At 45.4% G+C, this 12,823-nt stretch carries 10 protein-coding genes and 1 pseudogene; 9 read left to right on the plus strand and 2 right to left on the minus strand.

Going from position 1 to position 12,823, the window contains the following annotated elements:
* Positions 1-35: 35 nt before the first annotated feature.
* The 9 genes from C9I43_RS12520 to C9I43_RS12560 all read left to right on the plus strand — a co-directional run bounded on the left by C9I43_RS12520 (position 36) and on the right by C9I43_RS12560 (position 10,022).
* Complete coding sequence (locus C9I43_RS12520) at positions 36-686, plus strand: SprT family zinc-dependent metalloprotease (RefSeq protein ID WP_107883661.1); 651 nt, start codon at positions 36-38, stop codon at positions 684-686.
* Positions 687-815: 129 nt separating this feature from the next.
* A complete protein-coding gene (gene endA, locus C9I43_RS12525) occupies positions 816-1,592 on the plus strand; it encodes an endonuclease EndA (RefSeq protein ID WP_181317885.1) in 777 nt (258 codons plus the stop codon).
* Between the two features lie 8 nt (positions 1,593-1,600).
* Positions 1,601-2,332: a 16S rRNA (uracil(1498)-N(3))-methyltransferase gene (rsmE, locus tag C9I43_RS12530; RefSeq protein ID WP_107883663.1), complete on the plus strand. Its 732-nt coding sequence runs from the start codon at positions 1,601-1,603 to the stop codon at positions 2,330-2,332.
* A 91-nt stretch (positions 2,333-2,423) separates the two neighbouring features.
* Entirely contained in the window at positions 2,424-3,371 is a 948-nt protein-coding gene (gene gshB / locus C9I43_RS12535; protein WP_107883664.1) for a glutathione synthase, read from the plus strand.
* 94 nt (positions 3,372-3,465) lie between these two features.
* The gene (locus C9I43_RS12540) at positions 3,466-4,800 is read left to right on the plus strand and encodes an alkaline phosphatase (RefSeq protein ID WP_107883665.1); all 1,335 of its coding nucleotides are present in this window, start codon (positions 3,466-3,468) and stop codon (positions 4,798-4,800) included.
* 135 nt (positions 4,801-4,935) lie between these two features.
* Positions 4,936-5,979, plus strand: coding sequence for a methyltransferase (locus tag C9I43_RS12545; RefSeq protein ID WP_107883666.1), 1,044 nt, complete (start codon positions 4,936-4,938; stop codon positions 5,977-5,979).
* A gap of 464 nt (positions 5,980-6,443) precedes the next feature.
* Positions 6,444-8,132 (plus strand): flagellar assembly protein A, encoded by a 1,689-nt coding sequence (locus tag C9I43_RS12550; RefSeq protein WP_107883667.1) that lies wholly within the window; start codon positions 6,444-6,446, stop codon positions 8,130-8,132.
* Between the two features lie 211 nt (positions 8,133-8,343).
* The gene (locus C9I43_RS12555; protein ID WP_076497748.1) at positions 8,344-8,721 is read left to right on the plus strand and encodes a DUF4144 family protein; all 378 of its coding nucleotides are present in this window, start codon (positions 8,344-8,346) and stop codon (positions 8,719-8,721) included.
* A 158-nt stretch (positions 8,722-8,879) separates the two neighbouring features.
* Positions 8,880-10,022 carry a site-2 protease family protein gene (locus C9I43_RS12560; RefSeq protein WP_181317886.1) on the plus strand — a complete coding sequence of 381 codons (1,143 nt, stop codon included), beginning with the start codon at positions 8,880-8,882 and terminating at the stop codon, positions 10,020-10,022.
* 82 nt (positions 10,023-10,104) lie between these two features.
* On the opposite strand, the gene C9I43_RS12565 is transcribed toward C9I43_RS12560, so the two are convergent.
* Together C9I43_RS12565 and C9I43_RS19225 are read right to left on the minus strand one after the other, a co-directional pair.
* A complete protein-coding gene (locus C9I43_RS12565) occupies positions 10,105-11,529 on the minus strand; it encodes an efflux transporter outer membrane subunit (RefSeq protein WP_107883669.1) in 1,425 nt (474 codons plus the stop codon).
* 7 nt (positions 11,530-11,536) lie between these two features.
* A pseudogene (locus C9I43_RS19225) lies at positions 11,537-12,742 on the minus strand (ABC transporter permease); the annotation flags it as partial.
* Positions 12,743-12,823: the final 81 nt, after the last annotated feature.

The raw sequence follows: 12,823 nt of genomic DNA on the forward strand, positions 1-12,823 counted from the left end.
GTTACCTTTAACCGATAAGACCCAAGGTTAATTTCATGTTGAAACCTGCTGATTTATTCAATGCCTTACGTCGTGGCGGCAGTAAAGTTCTTGCACCACTGGCACCATCAACATTGGCAGCTTTTGCTCTTAATCAACCTCTGCTAGCTAGCAAAACTAATAACACCGCTGTACATTCGCATAGCTTTTCGGGTTCATCACGGCCACTTTCATCACTGCAAATCCAAATACTTGAACGGGTCGAAATCTGTTATCAAGAAGCTGAAATAGCGCTTAAACACGCTTTTCCACGCCCCATCACACAATTTAGTCTCAGAGGGAAAAGTGCCGGCACGGCACATTTACAACAAAATCGTTTACGATTTAATGCCGTATTACTTCGTGAAAATAGTGAAGCATTTTTAACTGAGGTCGTGCCGCATGAGATTTGTCATTTACTGTGTTTTCAACTTTTTGGCAAAACTAAGCCCCACGGCAAAGAATGGCAATCTTTAATGCTCACTGTATTTAAGGTCAAGCCGAGCACCACCCACAGTTTTAATACCACTTCGGTTGCAAGTAAAGACGTTGAATACCGCTGTGATTGTGGGCCAATTCGCTTGAGCATTCGTCGCCATAACAAGGTGCTACGTGGTGAGAGTCGCTATATTTGCAAACGCTGCAAAGCCCATTTAATCGCGGCATAGCAGACTACGGCATAAAATCTTCACACCTAAGTACGACTCAATTTGCATAAGCAATGGCATTTCCCTTACCATCACGCCATAAAAGACGAGCCAAAGGCTCGCGTAGTGTTGGTTATTTTGGGATAAATTTTGAACAAAACTTTTTTAAGTGCTCATTCACGGCACATTTTGCTGTGCCTATTGGCTTGGGCCGTACTCTTATCTGCGCCAGTCAAGGCTTCGCCATCGCACCCAAGTAGTTTCGGTCAAGCGAAAACTAAGTCACAAGCGCTTTATGTTGGCACTCGCCAAGGTGCACTGCCTGCCGTCAGTTTTTACTGTGGCTGCGATATCCAAATCAAAGGCAAATCCTGGAAGCCCGATTTAGCCAGCTGCGGTTATCAAGTACGCAAACAACAAACACGCGCTAATCGTATTGAATGGGAGCATGTTGTGCCCGCATGGGAATTTGGTCATCAACTCCAATGTTGGCAAAAAGGTGGTCGAAAAAACTGTGCTGGCAACAGCAAAGAATTCAATACGATGGAAGCTGACATGCACAATCTAGTGCCCGCGATTGGTGAAGTGAACGGTGATCGCAGTAATTTCCGTTTTAGCCAATGGAATGGTAAAGCTAATCAATATGGCCAATGCGCTATGGTGGTCGACTTTAAGAATCGTCAAGCGCAGCCACCTGCCAAGGCTCGCGGCAAAATAGCCAGAACCTACTTATATATGCAGCATACTTACGGGCTTAAAATTGCGTCCAGTCAATTAAAATTATTTAAGGCATGGGATAAAACCTATCCAGTTGATACTATTGAGTGCAAACGCGATAACGCGATTGCACTCACTCAAGGTAACCATAATCCCTTTGTGCAAAATGCCTGTAATGCGCCGCCACAGCGTCAACAATTAGCCGAGTAAGGTCAACAATGAGAGTCCCAAGAATTTATCAATCTCAGCCATTAGCCATCAACCTATCGTTGAACTTAGACGAAGATGGCGCGGCCCATATCGGTAAAGTATTACGTATGGGTAACGGCGAGCATATCAGTCTGTTTAATGGCGATGGTAATGATTATCTTGCTGAAATTATCGATGCGGGTAAAAAATCAGTAACGGTTAACATTATCTCTGTTGAGGCAAATCTCACCGAGTCGCCGCTTAACCTGCATTTAGGCCAAGTGATTTCCCGTGGTGATCGAATGGAATTTACCATTCAAAAATCAGTAGAGCTTGGCGTTAATACGATTACGCCGCTGTTTTCAGACCGCTGCGGCGTAAAACTTAACGGCGAACGCCTTGAGAAAAAAATTCAGCAATGGCAAAAAATTGTTATCAGTGCCTGTGAGCAATCGGGCCGTAGCCATGTACCAGAAGTACGCCCGGCGATGGATTTACACGCTTGGTGCAGTGAGCCAACCTCGGCGCTAAAACTTAATCTACATCCACGCGCCGCTCACGGTATCAATGGGTTAGACTTAACTCACACGCGTGTACGCCTATTAATTGGCCCTGAAGGTGGTTTGTCGGCAGAGGAAATCGCCATGACAGAGACTCATCACTTTACCGATGTGTTGCTTGGCCCCAGAGTGCTTCGCACCGAAACCGCCTCGCTCACCGCCATTACGGCACTGCAACTCAGATTTGGTGATTTAGGCTAAACCGCAGCTGCAAACTGCGTTGGCATGACAGACTCCATTATCCAACAAATGCTTTTTTGCCTGCAAACGGCGACAAATAAGGAACAGATTAATGATAAAACTCGGCATAGTGATGGACCCCATCAGTGAGATCAACATTAAGAAAGACTCCAGTTTTGCCATGTTAATGGCCGCGCAGGACAGAGGTTATCAGCTGTTTTATATGGAAATGGCCGATCTTGCCATGGTCAACGGCGTAGCGATGGCTAATATGCGTCCGTTAACGGTTATCAATGATGCCAGTAAGTGGTATGAGCTAGGCGAAGCAGTGGATACGCCAATGAGCGAACTTGACGTAATCTTAATGCGTAAAGACCCGCCATTTGATACTGAGTTTATCTACGCCACTTACATGCTTGAGCGCGCCGAAGAACAAGGCGTGTTAATCGTCAACAAACCGCAAAGCCTACGTGATGCTAACGAAAAGTTATTCACCGCATGGTTTAGCGAATTCACCCCAGAAACGATCGTGACCCGTGATGCCAAGCGTATCCGCGCGTTCCATCAAGCTAAGGGCGATATCATTCTAAAACCGTTAGATGGTATGGGCGGCACTTCAATTTTCCGCGTCAAGCAGGACGATCCTAACCTTGGGGTGATCATCGAAACCTTGACTAGCTACGGCCAACAATATGCAATGGCACAAGCCTTTATTCCTGAAATCACCCAAGGCGATAAACGCATTTTGGTGGTCGATGGCGAGCCAGTGCCATACGCATTAGCCCGTATCCCAATGAAAGGCGAAACCCGTGGCAACTTAGCCGCCGGCGGTAGCGGTGTGGCGCAGCCTTTATCCGACAGCGATTGGGCGATTGCCCGCGCCATTGGCCCAGAGCTTAAAAAACGTGGATTGATTTTTGTCGGTCTGGACGTAATTGGTGACAAACTCACCGAAATTAACGTGACAAGCCCAACGTGTATCCGTGAGATCCAAGCGGCATTTGATGTTGATATTACTGGCATGTTGATGGATGCTATCGAAGCGCGTCTTAAAGCATAAGCACAGCAATAAAATTAAACTAAACAGGTTGTTATCGTTTGTTATGTAAGGCGCTTTACTTAGCCTGCGCCCAGTGACTCTATAGGGATGTGATATGAGTTTTACCAAAGCACCATTCTTGCTACTCGGCGTAAGTTTACTATTTTCGACGCCCTCTTTTGCCAAAGAAGCCGGCGCCGACGAAATAGGCCCAGCCAAAGCGCCTTCGCGCCCCAAAAATATTGTCATCATGATTGGTGATGGTATGGGGCCGTCTTACACTAGCGCCTATCGCTACTACAAAGATAACCCTGACACTGAAGAAGTCGAACAAACTGTATTCGACCGCTTATTAGTAGGTATGGCAAGCACTTATCCCGCCAGCGTCAGTGGTTATGTTACCGATTCGGCTGCCGCGGCAACCGCGCTCGCTACTGGGGTAAAATCCTACAATGGGGCGATTTCGGTCGATACCCAAAAGCAACCGCTGCCGACCATACTCGAAAAAGCCAAAAGTCTTGGTCTGAGTACCGGAGTGGCCGTTACATCACAAATAAACCACGCCACGCCGGCGGCTTTTTTAGCTCACAACGAAAGTCGTAAAAACTACGACGCTTTAGCGCTGAGCTATTTAGACACCAATGCCGATGTGTTTTTAGGCGGTGGCCAAAAGTATTTTTCTCCTGAGCTATTAGAGCAGTTCAAAGCAAAAGGTTACCAACACATTACTCGCTTTGAGGATCTTGCCAGCATCACCCAACCTAAAGTGTTAGGGTTATTTGCGCAGGTGCAATTACCCTGGGTGATTGATGAGAAAGAAGCGAAAAAGCTCAGCACCTTAACCCAAAAAGCGCTCAGTTTACTGTCGCAAAATGATCAAGGTTTTGTACTGTTAGTAGAAGGTAGCTTGATTGACTGGGCGGGTCACAATAACGATATCGCGGCGGTAATGGGTGAAATGGATGAGTTTTCCAATACCATTGAAGTCGTTGAACAATTTGTGCGCGAAAACCCCGATACCCTCATGGTCATCACAGCCGATCATAATACCGGTGGACTTTCTATCGGCGCACATGGCCAATACAGCTGGAACCCTGAAATTCTGCGCAATATGTCCGCCAGCTCCGATACTTTAGCCTTGGCCGCCATTAATGGTGAGCAATGGCAAGCTGATCTTGCCCGTGGTTTAGGGGTAGAGCTTAGCGCAGAAGAACTAACCGGGTTAGATGCAGCCAGAATGCAAGGGCAAGAAACGTTAGCAATCGCGATTCGTCACCTGATTGATAAACGTACCAATACCGGTTGGACAACTGACGGCCATACTGGCACCGACGTACAAGTATTTGCCGCAGGCCCGGCATCAGAGCTATTTAACGGTCATCAAGACAATACCGATATCGCCAATAAAGTTTTTAGCTTGCTACCTAAGCCTAAAAAACCTAAGAGTTAAGTTTAAATCGATATTGTTAATCAAAGGCAACCGCATGTCGCTGTTGCCTTTTTTTATTGCCCGCTGCTTAGCAACTGGCTCGGGGGTAAATAACGGGTATAATGCCCGTACTTAAGTCTATCGGTGCCTACAACAGTGTTAACCAATCCATCGCAAGTCATTATTCGTAATCAAGACAGCCTAAACCAACATAAGGTATTAGTGCTCAATCATGAAGCCGATCTACTGCCAAAAGCCTTGCTTGATATCGCGGCATCGGTCGATGCGCTCGCCTTGGATTATCACCATCACTTACACTTAGCGCCGCACGCTAACTCCAAACTACGCTGCTATTTCGGCCATGAACTGCCGCACCAAGACCCGCTGATACCCGAAAAATACGACACTGTTATTGTTTATTTTCCCAAGGCGAAACCCCTTGCGCCTTATCTGTTTAACCTCGCCGCCAATCATCTGCTACCTAATGGGCAATTGCTCGTTGTAGGTGAAAATAAGGGTGGTATTAAGTCTTTGGTTAAGCTATTACCAGAATATTTTGCGACTGGGATGAAACTCGATAACGCCCGTCACTGCCTGCTATTTGGCAGTAATTTAGAAGGCAGTGCACCGGCAATGAAACTCAGTGATTGGGTCAGCCAGTATCAGCTCACCACACCCCAAGGTGAGGTTAACATTTGTAATTTAGTCGGGGTGTTTAGCGAGAAACGCTTAGATTTAGGTACAGAATTATTACTATCGCACCTACCGACGTTATCGGGCCGAGTGCTCGATTTTGGTTGTGGTGCAGGCGTGATTACTGCAGCACTGCTCAAGGCGCAGCCAAGCTTAGCCCTAGAATGTATCGATATTAATGCGATGGCACTGGCCTCTTGCGAGCTCACGTTAGCCGCCAATGGCATGACAGCCAAAGTGTATCCCTCCGATGGACTAGCACAAACCACGGGTAAATTTAACGGGATTATTTCTAATCCACCGTTTCACGATGGCCTCGCCAGTACCACCAGCATAGCGCAGAGTTTTGTCAGTGACAGCGCTAAACAATTACAGCATAACGGTATTTGGCAAATCGTCGCCAACCGTCATTTACCCTATTCAGATATCATCGCCGCTGAATTTGGCCAATTAAAAGTGGTTGCCGATAACAACAAGTACAAACTGTATTTTTTCCAACAGAAGTAACTTGAACGCCCCAAACGCGCTTAGGCTTTAGCACTAAGCGCGTGGCTACTCTTCGCCTACTTATTTACAACTCAGATTAACCCTCCGCCAAAGATACACTTTGATAACATTAAAAAATTCAATATTGTGATCTACAACATGCCAATATGTTTTGATAAAAACCAGTGATCACCGCAAAACACTCTTCTTCAGCACAAATGTCAACATTAAAACAACAAGATGAAAGTGGATTTTTAAAACTTAAAATAAAATATTTTTCATATAAAAAACAGTAATATGCAATATAAAAAACAGCTTCAACTCCCTATAAAACCTCATCCAACATGTTTCACTTAGACCACAACAAACCAAATAGCAACATTTACTCACTTTGCCAGCCAAAGGGCTTCTTTACGTAAAGAGTCTACTGGTATACTCAAGCAGTAATTCAAACAATAATAAAACAAATGGGTAGGAAGCTCTCTATGTTGGATCCTGAACTCCTTGAGTTAAATAGCGATAAGACCAAAGCCGAGTTGCGTTTAATTCCGAATCTCCATGGCCCTGTAACTCACGACGCCATAATGCGCTTGTTATCTTTACCCGAATTGGCCTCTTTATTCCCACTCGAACCCACCATAACTAAAACCGTCACTAAAATTAACTCCGTTTGTAATAAGGACGAGGGTAAGTTTGAACTATTCGCTGTGTTAGCCGAGCGACGTGATGGCGGTATCGCTATCGAAATTTCGCCAGATAAAATGCAAGCTAGCCTTACGCTAACTGCAGCGTGGGGCGGAAAAGAAATCGATCTACCAGCAATCCTCACTTACCTGAAAAAAAATAATGTTTGCATGGGCTTAAGTAAGCTCAAAATTCAAGCGCTACTACAGCAACTCGGCACACTTAAAGCCGGTGAAACTTGCCAAAGTGAAATCGCCCAAGGTAAAGCTGCCGTCAATGGTAAAAATGCTCGATTTGAGCGAAAAGTATTTCTTGCTCGCGAGCGTTTGTTACAGCCGCAAGAACGTGAAGACGGCAGTGTCGATATGCGCAATCTCGGCTCAATGATTATGGTCAAGGCAAACGATGTGCTGATGATCAAACACCCTGTCACCGAAGGCACTCCTGGCTACAATATTAAAGGCGAAGTGCTCAAGCAAAAGTCCGGTAAAGACATCGTACTCCAAGCAGGAACAGGCACGGCTTTTCATCCCAAAGATCACAATATACTGATTGCGACGGTGGCGGGCCAACCCGTTGAAACCCGCACAGGAATGAATGTGGATGATGTGTTAGAACTTAAAGATGTCGATATTGGCACTGGCCACATTACGTTTAAGGGCAGTATTCTAATTACCGGCGATGTGCACGAAGGCATGGTTGTAAAAAGCTCAGGTGATATTACCGTAATGGGATTTGTTGATTCGGCAACCTTAGAAGCCGAAGGGGACATTATCGTCAGTAAAGGAGTCATCGGCAGACAAGTAAAAGTGAATGAATTCTCTACCAATCTTTATGCTCAAGGGCAGATCTGCGCTCAATTTGTGCAATATTCCCATTTAGTTGCCAAAGGCAATATCTTAGTCACTAAACAATTGCTACACAGTAATACCAAAACGGCGGGTAGTTTAACGGTGAGCGATCCTAGCGGTCGTCGTGGCGATCTGGTTGGTGGCATCGCCCATGCTGAAAAAGGTATCACTGCGGTTGTTATAGGTGCAACAGCAGGAACTAAAACCGACCTTTACTGCGCAATGGAACAAGCTGCGCTGAAACAAGATCTTAAGCTGCTCGATGAGAGCGTTCAAGCAATGGTTGTTGCGAGCTTAGATATCACCGCTCGTCTGAATAAGTTACCACCTAAGTCAGAGTGGCAAGGTGATGCCGCTATGATTGAACAAATCAAAATGATGCTCGATGAAAAAAATCGAATAATGGATGAGCGCGCCCGTGAAGAGCTTGAATTTGATAATTTAAAGCTAGAAGTTGAAAGTTATTACGAGAAATACCGTATCGATGCACTCAAACATGTATTTCTTAACGTTGAAGTACATATCGGTCCACTCAATCATCGCACTGCGCGCGAACATGGCACTTGTTGTATTGCCAATGTAAATCAAGAAATCAACTTTGATTATAATGCTAAAGCCGTTGCGCTACCCATGACATAAAATAGCATTATGGCATCGCGTAAGCCTTACCCTGACGGAGAAACCACCGTTAAGCGCTTGCTAAATAGCCAAGCCACTCTAGCCTCTATCTATCTTCTCCAAGCATGGCATACTGCTCAATAGCAACATTGGCAGCAGTATGTCAAAGCCTCTTCTTCAACCTTCATGCTTGTTACTGCTGCCAATAGGATTAATATCTTAAGGATCTAAAATGACAAGCGTTAATATGTCGAGTATTGAGTGGCCTGCAATTGTAAAGCTCACTCAACATGATGAATTGCTCTACCTTGAACACCAAAGGGATTGGCTCGAATTAGCCTGTCTTTATCAGCACCATTTTATTGAAACGGATCAATTATTAGACTCAAAAAGTCAGCTTTATTTTATCTGTGCCACACCACAGACCATCCATGAAGATCCCGTGAGCGAACTACCTCAATTACTGCGTCAACCACAAATACTCCCGCTTACAGAGTTTATAAAATGGGTGCAAAACCATGCCCAAGCACTAGGCCAATGTTGTGTGGCTAAACTCGCTTTTACCACCGTTACTCAAGGGTTTGAAATCGTCCGTACCCTTGAAGAATAAAGCACACACAATTGGCAAATCAGCAGCATAATTTACTGCAACGTAACAATATCAACTATTCAGGCGGTGATTAAACGCTGCCAATACGCTAAAATATGGCAATTTCAGGTGTTAACTCTAACAATAACTGATGAGTTAGCACTCAGATATACGAACAAATGGAACCGAAATTGGAACTACTTAAGATTGACTGTTTAGGTAAACAACTGCGCTTAGAAGGCTCGCTCGCAGGTTGGCAACAACTCTTCTGGGATAACAACTTAGTCTCACAAAAAGCCGCAGCTGTCGATAATGGCGGCCTCAAAGTGCATGTCTTTGAACTGACACACCATAGCAGTATTCCAGTCCTCGAAGGCGGCGAACAGGCTAATGCTATCGCAGCAACGACAATACAAATGCGCCTTGAAATCGATCTCGTTTGGCAACCTTTTCGCCTCGATTATTGCTTACTTCAAGACGATAAAGTCATCGCACAAGGCCAACGTACCGAAAAAGATATCGAACGCCAAACCCCTGAAACACCTATCGTTAAACAGCAAAAACTTAGCATGGTGGGGTTAGCGTCTCTCGGTTTTAAACTGCTAAAAAGTGCTAAGGTCATCAAGGTCGTATTAGCCGGCGCCAGTATTGCAGCCTACTCTTGGCTATTTTCATTCCAGTTTGCTCTGGCACTTATCGCCTGTTTAGTATTTCACGAATACGGTCATATCCGTGCAATGAAATATTTCGGCATGAAAACTAAAGGCATTTACCTTATCCCCTTTATGGGCGGACTTGCGCTCTCAGATGAAAAAATTAACACCCGCTGGCAAGATGTAGTGATATCCATCATGGGGCCGACCTTTGGTCTATTGATGTCGATAGCCTCGCTCATCGCTTACCACGCGACAGACAATGTATTTTTTGCTGGCCTTGCCGCCTTCAACGCCCTGCTTAACCTATTTAATTTATTGCCGATTTTACCCTTAGACGGCGGCCATATTTTGAAGAGTATTAGCTTTTCAATGAACAGTATTATGGGCTTAGTCGCCTGTGCTGCGGGCGCAGCTTTTGGCGTATATATCAGCTATACCTTGGGCTTAGCATTATTAGGATTTTTGCTATTAATCGGTAGCTTAGAAATTATCTTTGAGTGGCGCACTCGCCACCAAAGCCATCTGTTACCGTTAGACAGATATGGACAAATATTCTCAATTATTTGGTACTTACTTACTGTCGGCGCCTTGATTGGCATTATCTGGCACTTAGCGAGTTCAGGCGATGATATGCTCAGCCTACCACTACAAATATTACGTAGCTAATAGGGTTAACAACGTCTAATTGAACGATTCAAAAAATAAAAACCGCTATTAATAGCGTTTTTTTGTTTTTCGGTATAAACGGTTATTCCTGCATTAAAGGAGGGGCGATATCACTACCGCCAAGCGCTTGATAAAGCGTGGCTTGTGCCGTGAATTGGTTGTAGCGGTTTTCAAGTAAAGCCGCCTCAGCGCTGCGGCGTTTCTCTTGCGCGTCAATCCAATTTTGAATACCAATCGCGCCGTAACGATACTGGCTAGCATAAATGGCTTCAACCTCAGCGGCAGCCGTAAACTGCTGCATGAGTTTATCGCCTTGATAAGCAAATTGCTGCTTTGCTGAAATCGCATTATCGACATCTTTAAAAGCGGAATAGAGTGTCTTGCGATAATTCACTACCGCAGTTTGATAATCGATATCTGCAATATCGTTATTGATCTGCATTTGATTCCACTGCAAAAAAGGTAACACTAAGCCTGCGCCTAAACTGCCAATGGGGTTACGTAGTAATTCCTTTAACTCAGAGGTCGATTCACCAACACTGCCGGTTAAACTGAGGCTTGGAAAGTAACTCGCATAGGTGGCATCTTTACTCGCTAAGGCTGAACGCAATTGATACAAACTCGCCTTAACATCGGGGCGGCGCACTAATAAATCAGCAGGAACGCCAACGCTAATCTCAGGCACCGCTGTTTCGGGGAGTTGCGTTATCTCAACCCCATTCTCCCCCGATACTTCATTAAGCCCTGGCGCCTTACCCAATAAAATAGCAAGGGCATTTTGTGTTTCAGTTAATTGCTGCACTAGCTGACTGTGAGCCGCCTCTTGCCCTGCAAGGCTGCGCTTTGATTCAAGCACATCCAATTGAGTGACGGCGCCAGAATCATACTGCCGCTGAGTTAATGCGAGAGTTTGTTGACTGTACTCTATGCTTTTTTTGTTCAAATCCACTCGTTGATGCAAATAGCCTAACTGCCAGTAAAGAGATGCGGTGGTTGCAACTAGGCTTTGGGCGGTACTTTCTCTATCTTCGGCACTAGCCAAAGCCGCCCATTGAGCTTGGTCGATATTAGCCGAAACCTTACCCCATAAATCGACTTCATAACTCACCGATAAATTGGCTTGATAACTTTTTGTCGCATCGCCACCATCAAGGGGTTGGTTGCGTGAAGCGCTCAGATTTGAAGATAGCTGCGGATATAAATCATCCCGCGTTAACCCCGCCTGTAAGCGGGCTTTTTGCAGTGTTAACGTGGCAAGCGTTAAGTCATTATTGGTGCTTAATACTTGAGTGATTAGCTTATCAAGCTCTGGCTGATGGAACTGCTGCCACCAAGGGTCAAGCTTCACTTGCTCGTTCACAGCAATATTTTGCCAATGGACAGGCATCTCCAGTGCGGGCGGCTCAAAATCTGAGCGCATAAAACTACCGCAGCCGCCAAGCACTATCCCAACCGCAATCGCTGCAGCGCAAAGAGTTAGTTTTCGATTAAAGATTTTATGTTCCATGGTGTTATTACTCTCTTGCTAATGCATCAACGGGATCTAATCGCGCCGCATTGCGGGCAGGTAAGAAACCAAATAGCACACCAATTAATGTTGAACAGGCAAAGGCGGCAACGATGGATGTTGTTGAGTAAATCATTTGGAAACTGCCACCCGCCGACGCAAATACAACGCCAATCAAATAAGCTAAGGCAATGCCTAAGGCACCTCCGCACAAACATACCAGCACAGCCTCGATAAGAAACTGGCGCAATATATCACTTTGACGCGCACCTACCGCCATACGCACACCAATTTCGCGGGTACGTTCGGTAACAGACACCAACATAATATTCATCACCCCAATGCCACCAACAATAAGAGAAATCACCGCAATCGCCGAAACTAACAAGGTCATAGTGGCAGTAGTTTTTTCGATATTCTGCCTTATGGTATCGGTATTAATAGTGAAAAAATCTTGAGTCCCATGACGCATTTTTAGCAAGCTGATAATACCCTGCTCAGCGGCATTACTGGGTACGGATTCATCGAGCCTCACGGTTATCCCATCTAAGTATTTTTTCCCCACCATACGCCCTGAAACTGTGGTGTAAGGTACCCATACGTTCAGCGCATCACTATTGCCAAAAGCACTTTCCTTTGGCTGGGTCACGCCGATAATGCGCACGGGTAAGTCACCTAAAAAAATCACTTGGCCAATTGCCGAGGCATCGGGGAAGATTTGTTTACGGGTATTATCATCAATCACGGCATCTTGAGCTAAGGCAGTTACACTGGCATCATCCCAGAATTGCCCCTGTGCTAATTCATAACCGCGTACCCTAAAAAACTCAGGTCCGACCCCATTAATCGATGCCGATACGGCTTTATTACCAAAGCGCACCGTTGCACTAGAGGTAATGCTCGGCGTGACACTATCAACATAGGGCAAGTTTTTAAGGGCACTGGCATCATTACCCGTTAAGGTACGTACCCGTGCAGAACGCCTATCACCAAAGCCAGAGCCTGGGCGGATATCAATCGTATTAGTGCCCATCGAACTGATACTATTAAGAATTTCACGCTGTGAACCTTCACCCAGTGCCACAACAGATACTACCGAAGCAATACCAATAATAATCCCTAACATAGTAAGAAATGTACGTAATCTGTGGGTCGACATGGCAAGCAAAGCCATTTTTAATGCTTCAACATATCTGTCCCACGAAGCCATACGTGTCGGTTTTACCGTTTGAGTAACACCAGTTGCACTCGTAGTGTAAGCCCCTTGCGGCTCTGCATTATCACGCATGCTACG

This window comes from Shewanella morhuae (assembly GCF_003028295.1).
Lineage (GTDB): Bacteria > Pseudomonadota > Gammaproteobacteria > Enterobacterales > Shewanellaceae > Shewanella > Shewanella morhuae.

Excerpts from the sequence above, each read along its gene's own strand:
- gshB (WP_107883664.1), top strand. The coding sequence starts at position 2,424 with ATGATAAAACTCGGCATAGTGATGGACCCCATCAGTGAGATCAACATT.
- C9I43_RS12550 (WP_107883667.1), top strand. The coding sequence starts at position 6,444 with ATGTTGGATCCTGAACTCCTTGAGTTAAATAGCGATAAGACCAAAGCC.
- C9I43_RS12560 (WP_181317886.1), top strand. The coding sequence starts at position 8,880 with ATGGAACCGAAATTGGAACTACTTAAGATTGACTGTTTAGGTAAACAA.
- C9I43_RS12520 (WP_107883661.1), top strand. The coding sequence starts at position 36 with ATGTTGAAACCTGCTGATTTATTCAATGCCTTACGTCGTGGCGGCAGT.
- rsmE (WP_107883663.1), top strand. The coding sequence starts at position 1,601 with ATGAGAGTCCCAAGAATTTATCAATCTCAGCCATTAGCCATCAACCTA.
- C9I43_RS12555 (WP_076497748.1), top strand. The coding sequence starts at position 8,344 with ATGACAAGCGTTAATATGTCGAGTATTGAGTGGCCTGCAATTGTAAAG.
- C9I43_RS12540 (WP_107883665.1), top strand. The coding sequence starts at position 3,466 with ATGAGTTTTACCAAAGCACCATTCTTGCTACTCGGCGTAAGTTTACTA.
- C9I43_RS12565 (WP_107883669.1), bottom strand. The coding sequence starts at position 11,529 with ATGGAACATAAAATCTTTAATCGAAAACTAACTCTTTGCGCTGCAGCG.